This window comes from Nocardiopsis rhodophaea, from assembly GCF_039530945.1.
In the GTDB taxonomy this organism is placed as follows: domain Bacteria; phylum Actinomycetota; class Actinomycetes; order Streptosporangiales; family Streptosporangiaceae; genus Nocardiopsis_C; species Nocardiopsis_C rhodophaea.
Genome location: NZ_BAAAPC010000004.1, coordinates 86,782 through 101,887, shown reverse-complemented (window position 1 = coordinate 101,887; position 15,106 = coordinate 86,782). Strand labels below are relative to the sequence as shown.

The 15,106-nt window shown below is 69.6% G+C and carries 15 protein-coding genes; 3 read left to right on the top strand and 12 right to left on the bottom strand.

Annotation, left to right across the window (positions count from 1 at the left end; translation table 11 throughout):
* Nucleotides 1–265: 265 nt before the first annotated feature.
* Entirely contained in the window at nucleotides 266–1,051 is a 786-nt protein-coding gene (locus tag ABD259_RS05700; protein WP_344099861.1) for an SGNH/GDSL hydrolase family protein, read from the bottom strand.
* 686 nt (nucleotides 1,052–1,737) lie between these two features.
* On the opposite strand from ABD259_RS05700, the gene ABD259_RS05695 reads away from it, so the two are divergent.
* Complete coding sequence (locus ABD259_RS05695; RefSeq protein WP_344160648.1) at nucleotides 1,738–3,855, top strand: hypothetical protein; 2,118 nt, start codon at nucleotides 1,738–1,740, stop codon at nucleotides 3,853–3,855.
* 141 nt (nucleotides 3,856–3,996) lie between these two features.
* Here ABD259_RS05695 and ABD259_RS05690 read toward each other — a convergent pair whose 3' ends face one another.
* From ABD259_RS05690 to ABD259_RS05655, 8 genes are all read right to left on the bottom strand, one after another.
* Nucleotides 3,997–4,365, bottom strand: a complete 369-nt coding sequence (locus ABD259_RS05690) for a metal-sulfur cluster assembly factor (RefSeq protein WP_344160645.1) — start codon at nucleotides 4,363–4,365, stop codon at nucleotides 3,997–3,999.
* On the bottom strand, nucleotides 4,362–4,844 hold the full coding sequence (gene sufU, locus ABD259_RS05685; RefSeq protein WP_344099855.1) for a Fe-S cluster assembly sulfur transfer protein SufU: 483 nt from the start codon (nucleotides 4,842–4,844) through the stop codon (nucleotides 4,362–4,364). The genes ABD259_RS05690 and sufU overlap by 4 nt, the downstream gene beginning before the upstream one ends.
* A gap of 20 nt (nucleotides 4,845–4,864) precedes the next feature.
* On the bottom strand, nucleotides 4,865–6,154 hold the full coding sequence (locus ABD259_RS05680) for a cysteine desulfurase (RefSeq protein ID WP_344160642.1): 1,290 nt from the start codon (nucleotides 6,152–6,154) through the stop codon (nucleotides 4,865–4,867).
* 2 nt (nucleotides 6,155–6,156) lie between these two features.
* On the bottom strand, nucleotides 6,157–6,918 hold the full coding sequence (gene sufC / locus ABD259_RS05675; protein ID WP_344099851.1) for a Fe-S cluster assembly ATPase SufC: 762 nt from the start codon (nucleotides 6,916–6,918) through the stop codon (nucleotides 6,157–6,159).
* Nucleotides 6,919–6,931: 13 nt separating this feature from the next.
* Nucleotides 6,932–7,261, bottom strand: a complete 330-nt coding sequence (locus ABD259_RS05670; RefSeq protein WP_344099849.1) for a non-heme iron oxygenase ferredoxin subunit — start codon at nucleotides 7,259–7,261, stop codon at nucleotides 6,932–6,934.
* Nucleotides 7,254–8,429 (bottom strand): Fe-S cluster assembly protein SufD, encoded by a 1,176-nt coding sequence (gene sufD, locus ABD259_RS05665; RefSeq protein WP_344160639.1) that lies wholly within the window; start codon nucleotides 8,427–8,429, stop codon nucleotides 7,254–7,256. The genes ABD259_RS05670 and sufD overlap by 8 nt, the downstream gene beginning before the upstream one ends.
* 1 nt (nucleotide 8,430) lies before the next feature.
* The gene (gene sufB, locus ABD259_RS05660) at nucleotides 8,431–9,843 is read right to left on the bottom strand and encodes a Fe-S cluster assembly protein SufB (RefSeq protein WP_344099845.1); all 1,413 of its coding nucleotides are present in this window, start codon (nucleotides 9,841–9,843) and stop codon (nucleotides 8,431–8,433) included.
* A gap of 67 nt (nucleotides 9,844–9,910) precedes the next feature.
* On the bottom strand, nucleotides 9,911–10,654 hold the full coding sequence (locus ABD259_RS05655; RefSeq protein WP_344099843.1) for a helix-turn-helix transcriptional regulator: 744 nt from the start codon (nucleotides 10,652–10,654) through the stop codon (nucleotides 9,911–9,913).
* Nucleotides 10,655–11,056: 402 nt separating this feature from the next.
* Here ABD259_RS05655 and ABD259_RS05650 point away from each other — a divergent pair, with 402 nt between their 5' ends.
* Together ABD259_RS05650 and ABD259_RS05645 are read left to right on the top strand one after the other, a co-directional pair.
* On the top strand, nucleotides 11,057–12,034 hold the full coding sequence (locus ABD259_RS05650; RefSeq protein WP_344160635.1) for an ABC transporter ATP-binding protein: 978 nt from the start codon (nucleotides 11,057–11,059) through the stop codon (nucleotides 12,032–12,034).
* Nucleotides 12,031–12,828 carry an ABC transporter permease gene (locus ABD259_RS05645; protein WP_344099839.1) on the top strand — a complete coding sequence of 266 codons (798 nt, stop codon included), beginning with the start codon at nucleotides 12,031–12,033 and terminating at the stop codon, nucleotides 12,826–12,828. Before ABD259_RS05650 ends, ABD259_RS05645 begins: the two co-directional genes overlap by 4 nt.
* A gap of 9 nt (nucleotides 12,829–12,837) precedes the next feature.
* Here ABD259_RS05645 and ABD259_RS05640 read toward each other — a convergent pair whose 3' ends face one another.
* The 3 genes from ABD259_RS05640 to ABD259_RS05630 all read right to left on the bottom strand — a co-directional run bounded on the left by ABD259_RS05640 (nucleotide 12,838) and on the right by ABD259_RS05630 (nucleotide 14,994).
* Nucleotides 12,838–13,218, bottom strand: a complete 381-nt coding sequence (locus tag ABD259_RS05640; protein WP_344099837.1) for a PIN domain-containing protein — start codon at nucleotides 13,216–13,218, stop codon at nucleotides 12,838–12,840.
* Nucleotides 13,218–13,502 (bottom strand): hypothetical protein, encoded by a 285-nt coding sequence (locus tag ABD259_RS05635; protein ID WP_344099835.1) that lies wholly within the window; start codon nucleotides 13,500–13,502, stop codon nucleotides 13,218–13,220. The genes ABD259_RS05640 and ABD259_RS05635 overlap by 1 nt, the downstream gene beginning before the upstream one ends.
* Nucleotides 13,503–13,773: 271 nt before the next feature.
* On the bottom strand, nucleotides 13,774–14,994 hold the full coding sequence (locus ABD259_RS05630) for an arginine deiminase (RefSeq protein WP_344099833.1): 1,221 nt from the start codon (nucleotides 14,992–14,994) through the stop codon (nucleotides 13,774–13,776).
* Nucleotides 14,995–15,106 lie beyond the last annotated feature (112 nt).

The window sequence follows — 15,106 nt, the reverse complement described above, 5'->3', positions numbered from 1 at the left end:
CGTCATCCGGTGTTGGAGAGGGATATCGGAGGACGCCCGGACGGCTCGGTAAGGGCCGCACCCGCACACGCGGGTGCGGCCCTTTTGTCTCCCCCCGTCGGCCCCGTGCCGGTTCACCCGAGGGACTCCCGTGGTCGCCGCCGGACGGGGACCGTGGGGGGGATTGTGCTCGCGCGTCGCGGATTCCGCGTCGCAGGACTAGCGGGACGAGCCCCCAGGCCGTTGTGGCACCCCCGACAGCTCCCCCGGTCCGGGCCGACGGGGACTACAGCGGCAGATGCCCGCGGTCGTCGCCCGCGTCACCGTCGAGTTCGGTGAGCTCGGGGCGCTTGGGCAGGCGGCCGTCGCCGGACGAGCGGCCCAGGGCGCGGCGGCTGAGCCAGGGCACGAGGTGCTCGCGGGTCCACCGCAGCGTCTCCCGGCGGCGGAGGATCCGGGGCAGCTGCGGCGGCGGGGTGTCCCACGGGCGCTCCCAGACCTCCCGCGGCCCCATGGGGGCGCCGAGGACCTCGGCGATGCGCGCGGCGACGATTCGGTGGCCGGCAGCGTTGAAATGCAGCCGGTCCACGCTCCAGGCGCGCGGGTCGTTGAGCGAGGCCATGGCCCACAGGTCGACGATGTCACTGCCGGTCCGCTCGGCGATGGCCCGCAGGTGCATGCTGAACACCGCGATCCGGCCGCGATAGGCGCGCAGCACGGGGATCCAGCCGGTGTCGTGGCCGGAGAGGATGACGGTGCGGATCCCGACCGCCCGCATCCTGCGGATGCCGCGCTCGAACGCGGCGGCGAGTTCGTCCAGGTCGGCGCCGGGACGCAGCAGGTCGTTGCCTCCGGCGTGCACGGTGACCAGGTCGGGGGCGCTAACCAGGGCCTGTTCGAGCTGCTCACCGAAGATGTGGCGCATGCGGCGCCCGCGCACCGCGAGGTTGGCATAGCGGAAGTCGGCGGCGCCGTGGGCGAGGTGGGCGGCGAGCCGGTCCGCGAATCCGCGGTACTCGCCGTCGGGCCCGGGGTCGTCGAGGCCCTCGGTCAGGCTGTCCCCGAGCGCCACGTATGAGCGAATGGCCGGCGGGCTCGCTGGCGGAGAGCCTCGGTGGGGATTCATGTCCAGGTCAGTCACGTACAACCAATCGTGCGGCACGACCCCGTGCGCGCGGCACGCCGGGCCGCATGGACGCGCACGGATACGTCGTGGACTTGGCCTGCCAGGAGCCCTCTTCGCACCAAGCGCGAGCGGACGCCACTGGGGATCGGGCGGCGTGCGCGACCAGCATACCGCCGCCCGCCTTCCCTCGCCGGTGGACAAGGCGCCCCGCCACCTGGTGAGGGGCCGGGCGGGCCGGTCCGCGACGCCGCTCCGGTCAGATATCACACGTGGCGCGGCCCCGCCAGATGGCAGTCTGACCAGCCCCGGCCACAAGGTGTGATTCATGTTACATTTCGGACGAGGGCCAGCCGCCGGTCCGCGCCCGAGTGCCCGTGGCGCGCACGCCGCGTACCCCCATGCCGCCTTGTCAGCACCGTCGATCCTGCAGCGGGGACTACCCAGGAGACATGGACCCACGTACGATCACCGGGAAGTGCGCACCGCGACTCCATCGTCGCTTCCGGCAACCGTTGGGCCCACTCGGTCCGCCACCCCGGCCGAGGGCGCGTAATGTGGAGCACTAGCCGAATGCCCGTGCGGTCCCCTTCATGTTCACGAGCCGACAGCCTGGAGGTCGAGGTCTCTCGCAGATGAACGCCATCTCCCCGATCTGCCTCACCGACCTCGCGCCCGCCCTGCGCTGGAGCAACCCCGCGGACGTCTCCCCAGTGCTGCGCCATGCCCGGCTGGTCGACGGATGGTGGCGGTCCCTCCCCCTCCCCCGTGTCCTGGACATCGCCGGTCCCACCTGGCTGTCGCACTGCCTGGCCAGGCTCGCCACCAAGCAGTGGGCCTACCTGGAGCTCGGCGACTTCCTGCCGACCCTGCGGGAGTGCCCCCTCGACCTCCACGACATCGCCGAGCCCGTGCGCGGCGCCGTTCTGGCCACCGCGGGCAGCTGGGACCAACTGGTGTCGACCAGCCCGGAGACGATGGCCGGGTGGTTCCCGCACGGCGACTGCGGCATCGTCGACGTCGTCAGTACCGTCTCCTGGCAGGCCCTGCAGCCGTTCACCGACGGCGCCGCCCGCACCCCGGCCCCCTCGCCCGCGCTGGTGATCGAGGCCGTGCGCGCCATCAGCAACTGGATGCCCGCCTCGGCGCCCGAGCACGTGCACAACGCCCTCTCCTACCTCGCGCTGGCCACCGGCGCCGACTGCGCGGGCGACCCCGTACCCGCATCGGACCACGAGGCCCCGCAGAGCCCCGCCTCCCGGGCGATCCGTACGCTGCGGGCGCTGCGCGCCCAACGGAGCGAGGAGGAGGCCGCGAAGAGCGGCGCCGAGCAACCCGCCCCGACCGCGGCGTCCCTGTCCGGCAAGCTCGCCAAGCGCCGCAACGCTCTCCTGGGGCGCGACGGGTCACGCCGCCCCAGCTTCACCCCGCCCGCGGAGCCGTGCGGAGCGGTACAGGACACCAACCAGGGCGCCCGGGAGCTCGGCACACACCCCCTGGTCGACCTGCTGGAAGACCTCTTCCGAAGCTGGGGCGACCTGGAGCGCACGGTCGCCGCCGAGCGCCTGTTCGCCGCCGACCCCGTCAGCATCCGCCTGCTGGCCGACCAGGTCCGCGTCGAGATCGCCGAGATACGCAACGCCCAGCGCAGCGTCGAGGAGCGGCTGCTCCAGTGGCTGGGCTCCCCCTCCGGCGCACCAGTCACCAAACACCTGCGCGACCTGTCGGAGAAGCTCGGCACCGCCACCACCATCGACCACCTGATCAGCGCCCACCCGGACCACTCGGCGGAGGTCCCCACACTGCGCACCCCCCTGTGGCGGGTCGTCATCACCCTGTTCACCGACCGCCGCCTGCACAACGGCTGGTTGGTCACCGAGGACCCGCAGCGTCTGCGCTGGCAGACCCGGGAGATGCTGGGCGACGCCCCCAGCCTGACCGAGGCCGGGATCCGGCTCGGCCGCCTGGGCATCCGGCAGCAGTCGCTGCGCGCGTGGCTGCTCAGCACCCCCGGTGTGACCATCCGCGACGGCCAGGTGCTGGTGGATCCCGCCACGCCGATGGAGCCGCCGCCGCAGGCCGCAGGTGGCGGCCACGCGGGGATGCACCAGGCGGGCGACGGGTCGACCACCACCAACGGGCTGCCCATCCGGCGCCGCCCCGGGCCGGGTCAGCCGCACGCCGGGGAGCACCTCGTGGCGGAGGCGGAGCCGCTTCCCGGCGTCGAGACCTCGCCACGGTGCTTCCGCGCACCGGACGGCCGGTGGTGGCACCGGGTCGACGTCACCGCCGACCACCTCAACGGGGCGCCGGTGACGGTACCGCCCGGCTACGCCACCCACCTCGGTCTCCGGCCGGGACGCCTGCTGTGCCTGACCGCGCCCGGCGCGGACCTCCTCGTGCTCGTGTGGCGCGACCAGCCCGCCTTCGACTCGCTGCGCCCGCTGCTGCGCCGCCTGTCGGCCCAGCCCGGTGACCGGGTCTTCATGACCGTCAACGGCGACCAGCTGGATGCCCGGCGGCTTCCGGCCTCCGACCTCAGCGACCACGCCCCGACGAGCCGGGCGCTGCACCTCATCGGCTACACGGCCCCGGCCACGACCGAGGAGGCGATGAAGATCATCGCGCACCGGATCAGCCCGGAGGGCGAGGAGGTACCGGCCGAGCCGCAGGCCCTGCTGGAGCGGCTCGCCAAGCGCGGCGACGACGACATCGTCAGTGAGCTGGGGCCGGGCCTGTACGCCGTGAACTAGTCGCCTCTCCCGCGCGCGGAGGTCGGGGCGGGCCGTTCAGGCCGAGCGGCTCGTGTCCGGGCATAAAGCGTCAGGGGCGAGCGCGTTCGCGCTCGCCCCTGAAGGAAGTTGCTCGATCCGACCGCCCCGGCCGGGAGAAGGTCAGACGTTGAAGCCCAGCATGCGCAGCTGGTCGCGGCCGTCCTCGGTGATCTTGTCCGGACCCCACGGCGGCATCCAGACCCAGTTGATCTTGACGTCACGCTCGAACTCGTCCAGCGCGCTGGTGGCCTGGTCCTCGATGACGTCGGTCAGCGGACAGGCCGCACTGGTCAGCGTCATGTCGAGGGTGATGGCGTCCTTGTCGACGTTGACGCCATACAGCAGTCCGAGGTCGACGACATTGACGCCCAGCTCGGGGTCGATGACGTCCTTCAGCGCCTCGGCGATCTCCTCGCTCAGCGCCTCGTCGCCGCCGGCCGCGCTCTGCTCCGGGGCCGCCACGGCCTCGGCCGACTCGTTGTCCGTCATGAGGCGCCCTCCTTCTCCTTGTCCAGGGACTGGGCGGTCGCGTCCTTCCACGCCATCCAGGCGAGCAGGGCGCACTTGATACGGGCAGGATATTGGGACACACCGGCGAAGGCCACCGCGTCCTCCAGGACGTCCTCGTCGGGCTCGCCCTGGCCTTTGGAGTGCATCAGCTCGTTAAAGGCGTCGAGCGTCCGCATGCCCTCGTCAACCGTCTTTCCGATCAGCAGGTCGGTCAGTACCGAGGCGCTGGCCTGGCTGATCGAACACCCCATGCTGTCGTAGGAGACGTCGCTGACGACGGCGCTTCCGTCGAGCTCGCGACCGTCGGGCGGGGTGAGCGTCACCCGCAGCGTCACCTCGTCGCCGCAGGTGGGGTTGATATGGTGCGCCTCGCCGTTGTACGGGTCGCGCAGCCCCTTGTTGTGCGGGTTGCGGTAGTGGTCCAGGATGATCTCCTGGTACATCGCGTCCAAACGCATCGCTGTGGCTATCCTCACCCTCACCGCGCCTCGGCGGTCCCGAAGAACCGCTGAGCCGCCTTAATGCCTTCGACCAGCGCGTCGATGTCAGCAAACGTGTTGTACAGGTAGAACGAGGCCCGGGTGGTGGCCACCGTTCCGAAACGGCGGTGCAGCGGCCACGCGCAGTGGTGTCCGACGCGGATCGCGACCCCCTGGTCGTCCAGGACCTGGCCGACGTCGTGCGGGTGGATGTCGTCCACGGTGAACGAGAGCGCGCCGCCGCGCTGGTCGCTGTCCATCGGGCCGACGATCCGCACACCGTCGAGCGCGCCGACGTGCTTGAGCGCGTACTCGGTGAGCGCGTGTTCGTGGGCGAACACCTTCTCCATCCCGAGGGCGCTCAGGTAGTCGCACGCGGCGGCCAAGCCAACGGCCTGGGGCGACATCGGCACTCCGGCCTCGAAGCGCTGCGGCGGCTCGGCCCAGGTGGAGTGGTCCATGTACACGACGCCGATCATCGACCCGCCGGTGATGAACGGCGGCATCGCGGCGAGCAGCTCCGGCCGCCCCCACAGCACACCGATGCCGTTGGGGCCGAGCATCTTGTGCCCCGAGAACACCAGGAAGTCGGCGCCGAGGTCACGGACGTCGACCGGCATGTGCGGCACGGACTGGGCGGCGTCGACCACGACCAGCGCACCGACCTCGTGCGCCCGATCGGCGATGGTCCGCACGGGGTTGATGGTGCCGAGCACGTTGGACTGGTGGGTGAGGGCCACGATCTTGGTGCGCTCGTTGACCAGCTCGTCCATGGCGGACAGGTCGAGGCGGCCCTCGTCGGTGACCGAGAACCAGCGCAGCGTCGCACCGGTGCGCCGACACAGCTCCTGCCAGGGCACCAGGTTGGCGTGGTGCTCCATCTCGGTGACGACGACCTCGTCGCCCGGGCCGACGCGGAAGCGGGCGTAGGAGTCCCCGCTGGTGGCCGCGTTGCTCATGGCGTAGGCGACGAGGTTGACCGCTTCGGTGGCGTTCTTGGTGAACACCACTTCGTCGGACTGGGCCCCGATGAAGGCCGCGACGGTCGCCCGCGCGGCCTCATAGGCGTCGGTGGCCTCCTCCGCGAGCTGGTGCGCGCCTCGGTGCACCGCCGCGTTGTGGCGTTCGTAGAACTCGCGTTCGGCATCGAGGACCTGCCGGGGCTTCTGGGAGGTCGCCCCGGAATCGAGATACACCAGTGGGCGCTCGTCGCGGACCGTCCGGGCGAGGATCGGGAAATCCGCCCGGATGGCCTCCACGTCGAGCAGCGCCAGCTCGCTCGTCGCCACGATTAAGCGCCCGCCTTCACGAACCGCTCGTAGCCGTCGGACTCCAGGGTGTCGGCCAGCTCCGGGCCGCCCGACTCCGCGATCCGGCCGTCGGCGAAGACGTGCACGAAGTCCGGCTTCACGTAGTTGAGGATCCGGGTGTAGTGGGTGATCAGCATGACCCCCATCTCGTGGTTCTCCTTGGCCCGGTTGATGCCCTTGGAGACGACCTTCAGGGCGTCGACGTCGAGGCCGGAGTCGGTCTCGTCGAGGATGGCCATCTTGGGCTTGAGCAGCTCCAGCTGGAGGATCTCGTGGCGCTTCTTCTCACCGCCGGAGAAGCCCTCGTTGACGCCGCGGGCGGCGAAGGACGAGTCGATGGACAGGTCCGACATCACGCCCTGCAGCTCCTTGGAGAAGGCGCGGAGCTTCGGGGCCTCGCCGCGCACGGCCGTGACCGAGCTGCGCAGGAAGTTGGACATCGAGACGCCCGGGACCTCGACGGGGTACTGCATGGCGAGGAACAGGCCGGCGCGGGCGCGCTCGTCGACGCTCATCTCCAGCACGTTCTCGCCGTCGAGGAGGACCTCGCCAGCGGTGATCTCGTACTTCGGGTGGCCGGCGATCGCGTAGGCCAGGGTGGACTTGCCGGAGCCGTTGGGGCCCATGATCGCGTGCGTCTCACCGGAGTTGATGGTGAGGTCGACGCCCTTGAGGATCTCTTCGCGCTCTTCGGCGCCGATGAGGACATCGGCGCGCACCCCGCGGAGTTCGAACTTCGTCATGTGTGAATCAGCCTCAGGAATTCTTCGTGTCCAGCGAGACGAGCACGTCATCGCCTTCGATCTTGACTGCGTACGTGGAGACCGGCTGCGTCGCCGGCGGGTTGATCGGCTTGCCCGACGAGAGCTCGAAGCACGAACCGTGCAGCCAGCACTCGATCGCGCCGTCCTCGACCTCCCCCTCGGACAGGTTCACCTCGGCGTGCGAGCAGATGTCGCTGATCGCGAACACCTCGCCCTCGCTGCGGACGACGGCCACCGGAGTGCCATCGACCTCCACGCCGAGCGCCCCCTCCTCGGGGATGTCGTTCAGCGAGCAGACCTTGGTGAATCCGTCGTTACTCATGGCGGGCCAGCTTCTCCTCGACCTCGTCCATGATCCGGTCGCGCAGCTCCGGGATCTCGATCGTGTTGATCAGCTCGGCGAAGTAGCCGCGGATGACCAGGCGGCGCGCCTCGTCCTCCGGGATACCGCGCGACTGGAGGTAGAACAGGTGGATGTCGTCCAAGCGGCCGCTGGCGCTGGCGTGCCCGGCGCCCTCGACCTCACCGGTGAAGATCTCCAGGTTGGGAACGGAGTCGATCCGGGTGCCGTCGGTGAGCGCGAGGTTGCGGTTGTGCTCGTAGGAGTCCGTGCCCTCGGTGCCCTCGCCGATGATGACGTCACCGATCCACACGCCGTGCGCGCCCTCGCCGCTGAGCGCGCCACGGTAGTTGACGCGGCTGCGGGTGTTGGACACGTTGTGGTCGATGAGCGAGCGGTGCTCGTGGTGCTGGTTGTCGCCGGTGAAGTACAGGCCGTGCAGCTCGGCGTCGCCCCCAGGGCCGGTGTAGCCGACCTTCGGGGAGATCCGCACCAGGTCGCCGCCGAGGGTGACCACGTGGCTCTTGAAGCGGGCGTCGCGGCCGACCTTGGTGTACTGGTGGGCGACGTGGACCGCGTCGGTGTCCCAGTCCTGCAGGCTGATCACCGTGAGCTTGGCACCGTCGTCGACGATGAACTCGATGTTGTCGGCGTAGACCGCGGACCCGGCGTACTCCAGGACGACGGTGGCCGAGGCGTGGCGCTCGACGCGGACCAGCACGTGGCCATAGGCGTCGCCCTGCTCGGTGCCGGTGGTCGTGATGAAGACCGGCTCGGAGACCTCGGTCTCCTTGGGCACGGTGACGACGGTGGCGCCGTCGAACTTGTCGAAGTCGCGGTAGGCCAGCGCACTCACACGGTCGGTGGGCAGGAACGAGGTCCCCAGGCGGGGGTCGTCGGAGCCGACACCGGTTTCGACCGTGACCCCGGCGGGCGCACGTGTCTCGACCTTGACGGAACCGTCGCTGATGTCCCGGCCGTCGTGCAGACCGCGCAGGCGGCGCAGCGGGGTGAAGCGCCACTCCTCCTCGCGGCCGGTGGGCACCGGCAACGCGTCGACGTCGAACGAGCCGTGCACGTCGAGTTTGGAGATCGGGAGCTCCACGTCGCCGTGGGAGTGTTCCTTGATTCCGAGATTCGGGCTGGCCAACTTAACCAACCGCTCCTTCCATCTGCAGCTCGATCAGCCGGTTCAGTTCCAGCGCGTACTCCATGGGCAGTTCGCGCGCGATGGGCTCGACGAAGCCGCGCACGATCATCGCCATGGCCTCGTCCTCGTCCAGACCCCGGCTCATCAGGTAGAAGAGCTGGTCCTCACTGACCTTGGAGACGGTCGCCTCGTGGCCGAGCTCGGTGTCGTCCTCACGGAGGTCGTTGTAGGGGTATGTGTCGGAGCGGCTGATGGTGTCGATCAGCAGCGCGTCGCACTTGACCGTGGACTTGGCGCGCGCGGCGCCCTCCTGCACCTGCACCAGGCCGCGGTAGGAGGCGCGGCCGCCAGCGCGGGCCACCGACTTGGAGACGATGGTCGAGGAGGTGTTCGGCGCGCAGTGCACCATCTTGGAGCCGGTGTCCTGGTGCTGGCCCTCGCCCGCGAAGGCGATGGACAGGGTCTCGCCCTTGGCGTGCTCGCCCATCAGGTAGACGGCCGGGTACTTCATGGTCACCTGGGAGCCGATGTTGCCGTCGACCCACTCCATGGTGGCGCCCTCGTAGGCGACGGCGCGCTTGGTCACCAGGTTGAAGACGTTGTTCGACCAGTTCTGGATGGTCGTGTACCGGCAGCGGGCGTTCTTCTTGACGATGATCTCGACGACCGCGGAGTGCAGCGAGTCCGTCTTGTAGATCGGCGCGGTGCAGCCCTCGACGTAGTGGACGTAGGCGCCCTCGTCGACGATGATCAGGGTCCGCTCGAACTGGCCCATGTTCTCGGTGTTGATCCGGAAGTAGGCCTGCAGCGGGATCTCGACGTGCACGTTCTTGGGAACATAGATGAAGGAGCCGCCGCTCCACACCGCCGTGTTCAGCGCGGCGAACTTGTTGTCGCCGGACGGGATGACGGTGCCGAAGTACTCCTCGAAGATCTCGGGGTACTCCTTGAGCGCGGTGTCGGTGTCGAGGAAGAGGACGCCCTGCTCCTCCAGGTCCTCGCGGATCTGGTGGTAGACGACCTCGGACTCGTACTGCGCGGCGACACCGGCGACCAGGCGCTGCTTCTCGGCCTCGGGGATGCCGAGCTTGTCATAGGTGTTCTTGATGTCCTCGGGCAGGTCCTCCCAGGAGGCGGCCTGCTGCTCCGTGGAGCGGACGAAGTACTTGATGTTGTCGAAGTCGATCCCCGAAAGGTCGGCACCCCAGGAGGGCATCGGCTTCTTGTCGAAGAGCTTCAGCGACTTGAGCCGACGCTTCAGCATCCATTCCGGCTCACCCTTCTTGGCCGAAATGTCGCGGACGACCTCTTCGTTCAGACCGCGCCGAGCAGAGGCTCCGGCCTCGTCACGGTCGGCCCAGCCGTACTCGTAGGTTCCGAGCCCTTCGAGCTCGGGGTGCGCGATAGACGTCATTACGCGGATCCTCCTGGACTCAGACGTCCTTCATCTGGCATTGCTGTCATTGCCGCCCTGGCCTGCTTCACGGGGTTTCGGGCGGGTCCTCTCGGGCGATGTCGCGGGGAGTGACGTGTGTGGTGCACACGCCGTCGCCGTGGGCGATGGTCGCAAGCCGCCGCACCGGCGTCCCCAGCAGCCGGGCGAAGGCCTCGACCTCGGCCTCGCACAGCTCCGGGAACTCCGCCGCGACGTGCGCCACCGGGCAGTGGTGCTGGCACAGCTGCTCGCCGCCACCGGGGGCGGGGGCCTCACCCGCCGTCGCCGCGTAGCCGTCGCTGGACAGCGCCTCGGCGAGCAACCGGACCCGCTGCTGCGGGGGTACGGATTCGAGCAGCGGCCGATAACGGCGCTCCAAATCGGCGACCTGCAGCCGGGCGAACTCGGTGACGGCCTCGGGGCCCGCCTTCTCAGCGAGAAAACGCAGGGCGCTGGAGGCCAGGTCATCGTATCCGTGCACGAACGCATCACGGCCGGCTTCGGTGATGGCGAAGACACGGGCCGGGCGGCCCCGTCCGCGGCGCCCGTGCGGACGGGCATCGCGGGCCTCCACCATTCCCTCATCCATCAAGTTGTCAAGGTGGCGGCGAATGGCCGCCGGTGTCAGTCCGAGGCGCTCCCCCAGCGTGGACGCCGTGATCGGACCGTGTTCCAGAATGAGCCGCGCCACCCGCGCGCGGGTACCGGTCTCGGCCCCCCGCTCCGGACCGACGGGCACCCGGGGCGCGCCGGAATCGGCGCTCCCGTCTACTCGTCGTTTGCTGCTCACCTTTTTCACAACATCAGTGTGGCGTAAATCAGTCCCTGCGGGCAACCGCCACTCCGTGCGCTTACTCACGCAGGCAAGCCTTGCCTAACAGGCATTTCTCGACGCACGCCGCCCTGACCTCCACCCGCGGCGCCGGGGTCGCGCGCTGAAATTCTCGCGGGACGATACGGACTGACCACGATGTGAGACGGAACCGGGAAGGGAAAACGCGCCCCACCACAGGTCACGACCGCGACAGGACGGTGGATATTCCCGCCGACCCGACCGAACTTTTTTGCGATGTCCGCTGCCGCGCCGGCGCGGCAGCGGACGGCGGCACCTTTCCGCGAGATACCCCCAGCCCCTTGCAAAACGGACGGGGGTGTGCAAGGCGCCCGCGGACCGGCCGTAGACTCTCACTCCATGAGCACAGCCGCGGTCGAGGTCTCCGACTTGGTCAAGAGCTATGGCGACACCACCGCCGTGGCGGGCCTGTCGTTCACCGCACCCCGCGGCGCGGTGACCGCGCTGCTGGGCCCCAACGGGGCGGGCAAGACGAGCACCATCGAAATCTGCGAGGGGTTTCGGTCAGCCGATTCCGGCCGGGTCCGTGTGCTGGGCCTCGACCCCGTGGCCGACGCCGCCGCGCTCAAGCCCAAGGTCGGCGTGATGCCGCAGTCCGGCGGGGTCCCCACCGGCGCCCGCGCCGGGGAATGGCTGCGCCTGGTGGCCTCGTTCCACGCCCAGCCCATCCCGCCGCACACGCTCCTGGAACGGCTCGGCCTACTCTCGGTCGCCACGACCCCCTTCCGTCGCCTGTCGGGCGGGCAGCAGCAGCGGCTGTCGCTGGCCGCCGCCGTCATCGGCCGCCCCGAGCTCGTCTTCCTCGACGAGCCGACCGCCGGGCTCGACCCGCAGGCGCGCATGGCCACCTGGGACCTCATCCGCGAGCTGCGCGCCGCCGGGGTCGGCGTTGTGCTCACCACGCACTACATGGAAGAGGCCGAGCGCCTCGCCGACCGTGTGGTGATCATCGACCACGGCCGCGTGGTCGCCGACGGGACCACCGACGACCTCACCGACGCCCGCCAGGAGTTGCGCTTCGCGGCGAAGGGCGGGCTCGACACCGACAGCCTGCTCGCCGCGCTGCCGCCCGAGAGCCGGGTCGAGGTGCGGTCCGATGAGGCCTCCGGCGACCGGCCCGGTCGGGACCACGAGGACGACGTGGTCCGCTACGCCATCACCACGGCCGCGGCGGACGACATCGGCCCCGAGTTCGTGGCCACGGTCACCACCTGGTGCGCCGCCAACGGTGTCCTCCCCCAGGACCTGCGCGTGCAGCGCCGTACCCTCGAAGACGTCTTCCTCAACCTCACCGGCCGGGACCTCCGCGAGACATGAGCAGCAACTCCGTCCAGAACTCTCCGACGACGTTCGCCCCCGCGCCGGGCGCGGCGCCCATGCACCGCATGGTGCGCGCGCAGGCCGCAATGGAACTGCGCATCCTGCTGCGCAACGGCGAGCAGCTGCTGCTCACCATGGTCATCCCGGTGCTGCTGCTGGTCGGGTTCAGCCTGACCTCGGTCCTCGACATCGGAGCGGGCTCCCGCGTCGGCTTCCTCGCCCCCGGCATCCTCGCCCTGGCCGTGATGTCCACGGCGTTCACCGGACAGGCCATCGGCACCGGCTTCGAGCGGCGCTACGGCGTACTGAAGCGCCTGGGAGCGACCCCGCTGTCGCGGTTCGGCCTGATCGCGGCCAAGACCCTGGCCGTGGTCGCCGTGGAGGCCCTGCAGATCGCGGTGATCTGCGGTGTCGCTCTCGCCCTGGGCTGGTCGCCCCACGGCGGGGTCATCGGCGCGCTGTACGCCGCCCTGCTCATCGTGCTGGCCACCGCCACGTTCAGCTCGCTGGCCCTGCTGATGGCCGGCACCCTGCGCGCCGAGGCCACCCTGGCCGCCGCCAATCTCGTCTACGTGGTGCTGCTGGGCCTCGGCGGCGTCGTCTTCTCGGTCGACCGCTTCCCGTCCGCTGTGCAGCCGGTACTGGAGGCGCTGCCGATCACGGCGCTGGCCTCCGGCCTCCGCTCCGTTCTGACCGAGGGTGCCTCCCCCTCGGTGCTCCCCATCGTCGTGCTGGCCGCTTGGGCAGCCATCGGAGCGGCGCTGGCCGCCCGCTTCTTCCGCTGGGAGTAAAACGAAACGTCACACGACGTAGAGCCGAAGCTTGACGCTGACTCCACCAGCGATTCGATTGAGGTCGTCCGGGTCACTCGTAACGATCGAAGCGTTGCTCTGGAGAGCGGTCGTGACAACAATTGCGTCGACAATATCGGACGTACCGGCTGCACCACAGGCGGTACCGGCAGCCCTCCCTATGGCCGCGTCGTCTGGCACAATGTCGCATCCCTTGAGCAGGCGGGATAGACGCTGCTGAGGGCCACCGCGCCACGCCTGAGCCAGAACAACGACCGGCACGATCGGGCACAGCCCCGCCCCCGTCACCTCGTCATGCAGGGACAGCATGTCGGGAGCGCGCCGTTCCGCCGCGATCAAAGCGCCTGTGTCGTAAACGATGTGGCGCATCAACCCGCCGCCGGCCACTGATCGTCCAGCAACCCGGCCTCCCGCATGAATTCGCGCGCTTTCTCCCGAGACTCTTCCGGCAGCGGCCCGAACTCCGCTTCATACTCGGCTACAAGTTCCCGGGCTGCCTCTCGGCCTTCCTCGATGCGGGCAGCCTCCATCGCTTGCTGCACGGCCGCATGTGCCAGCCAGGCGGACACCGGCTGGCCCTCCTTGGCAGCAGAGGCCTTGATCATCTCCTCGACCTCAGGTGGGACCGAGATCGAGAGCTTGCGTACGCTCATAGGCACAAGCTACACGCCGGTGGGATGGGAATCCCACCAATTCTCCGGACTCCCCCGTCGATTGACCGCCCCGGCAAAGGTGCGGTGGAGTGTCCGGTCGCATCGGCAGGGTCGCTCGGGGGACGTCATTGGGGTGCCCCGGTGTGTGCTGGTTCGACATCTGGGACCGCCCCTCCTTCTGGTTACTGTCGGGGCCGTCGTCGTGTGGAGCCGCCCGCTCCCGGCGGGTCAGAACGTCAGACCCCCGGGGGCCTGACGCCATCGCGCCCGCTCAGGCGTCGCGCTCGATCGGGCAGGTCATGCAGTGCGGCCCGCCCCTTCCCCGGCCCAGTTCGCTGCCGCCGATGGTGATGACCTCGATGCCGTTCTTGCGCAGGGAGGTGTTGGAGGTCATGTTCCGCTCGTAGGCGATCACCACGCCCGGTTCCACCGCGAAGACGTTGCAGCCGTCATCCCACTGCTCGCGCTCCGTGGAGAACACGTCCTGGGTGGGGGTGAGCACCGTGATGTCGTCGAGGCCCGCGGCGTGCGCGATCGCGCGGTGCATGTCGTCGGGCGGGTGGTCGGTGACCTTGAGTTCCTTCTCGTTGTCGCCCGGCTCGATGGTGTAGGACGGCAGCATGCCCAGACCCGCGTACTTGGTGAACACCCCGTAGTCCACGTTGGTCATCACGGTGTCGAGGTGCATCACCGCGCGAGCCTTGGGCATCCACAGTCCGAGGATCCGGTCGGCTCCGCCGCGGGCGAAGAGTTCGTGCGCGAGCAGCTCCACGGCCTGCGGCCGGGTCCGCTCGCTCAGCCCGATCAGCACAGCCCGGTTGCCGATAGGCATGACGTCGCCGCCCTCGATAGTCGCCGGAGCCCACGCCCGGCCGGGGTTCCAGACCTCGAAGTCGGCCCCGGCGAACATCGGATGCCAGGCGTAGACCGCCTCGTAGTGGATGGTCTCGCGGCGCCGCGCCTTCTTGCGCATCGGGTTGATGGAGACCCCGTTGTACAGCCAGCAGGAGGTGTCGCGGGTGAAGATGTGGTTGGGCAGCGGGGTGAGGACGAAGTCGTCCGTGCCGAGGGTGTGGAACCAGACCGATCTGGGCTCGGTCATGCGCTGGAGCAGTTCGCGCTTGGTGATGCCGCCGATGAGGAAGCGGCACAGCGTCTCGGCGTCCATGGCGTCGAAGGCGGTGCGAATAGCGTCGACCGCCATCGGCCCGAAGAAGCGGTCGTCCAGGATGCTGCCGAGGACGTAGGCGCGGGCCTCGGGGATCTCCAGGACGTCCCGGAGCAGCCGGTGGAAGTAGTGCACCCGGATGCCCCGGTCGTAGAGCTGCTCGACGAAGGCGTCGTGCTCCTCCTGGGCGCGCCGGACCCACAGGACATCGTCGAAGAGCAGCTCGTCGTTGTTCGACGGGGTGAGCCGTTTAAGTTCCAGATCCGGGCGGTGGACGACCACCTGACGGAGCCGCCCCACCTCCGACGCGACCGAAAACCCCATGGTGCCTCGGTTTCTCTCGCGAATTCGCAACGCCGGAAACATTCCCCGCGCGCTCTCCGCGAACCCCGGTGGGACCGGCGCGGCGCCGTTTCCCACCGGGGTGGTGAGGGTC

What these genes read in the sequence shown, in the direction of transcription:
- ABD259_RS05695 (WP_344160648.1), top strand. Translation starts at nt 1,738, where the DNA reads ATGAACGCCATCTCCCCGATCTGCCTCACCGACCTCGCGCCCGCCCTG.
- ABD259_RS05690 (WP_344160645.1), bottom strand. Translation starts at nt 4,365, where the DNA reads ATGACGGACAACGAGTCGGCCGAGGCCGTGGCGGCCCCGGAGCAGAGC.
- sufU (WP_344099855.1), bottom strand. Translation starts at nt 4,844, where the DNA reads ATGCGTTTGGACGCGATGTACCAGGAGATCATCCTGGACCACTACCGC.
- sufC (WP_344099851.1), bottom strand. Translation starts at nt 6,918, where the DNA reads ATGACGAAGTTCGAACTCCGCGGGGTGCGCGCCGATGTCCTCATCGGC.
- ABD259_RS05670 (WP_344099849.1), bottom strand. Translation starts at nt 7,261, where the DNA reads ATGAGTAACGACGGATTCACCAAGGTCTGCTCGCTGAACGACATCCCC.
- sufB (WP_344099845.1), bottom strand. Translation starts at nt 9,843, where the DNA reads ATGACGTCTATCGCGCACCCCGAGCTCGAAGGGCTCGGAACCTACGAG.
- ABD259_RS05650 (WP_344160635.1), top strand. Translation starts at nt 11,057, where the DNA reads ATGAGCACAGCCGCGGTCGAGGTCTCCGACTTGGTCAAGAGCTATGGC.
- ABD259_RS05645 (WP_344099839.1), top strand. Translation starts at nt 12,031, where the DNA reads ATGAGCAGCAACTCCGTCCAGAACTCTCCGACGACGTTCGCCCCCGCG.
- ABD259_RS05640 (WP_344099837.1), bottom strand. Translation starts at nt 13,218, where the DNA reads ATGCGCCACATCGTTTACGACACAGGCGCTTTGATCGCGGCGGAACGG.
- ABD259_RS05635 (WP_344099835.1), bottom strand. Translation starts at nt 13,502, where the DNA reads ATGAGCGTACGCAAGCTCTCGATCTCGGTCCCACCTGAGGTCGAGGAG.
- ABD259_RS05630 (WP_344099833.1), bottom strand. Translation starts at nt 14,994, where the DNA reads ATGGGGTTTTCGGTCGCGTCGGAGGTGGGGCGGCTCCGTCAGGTGGTC.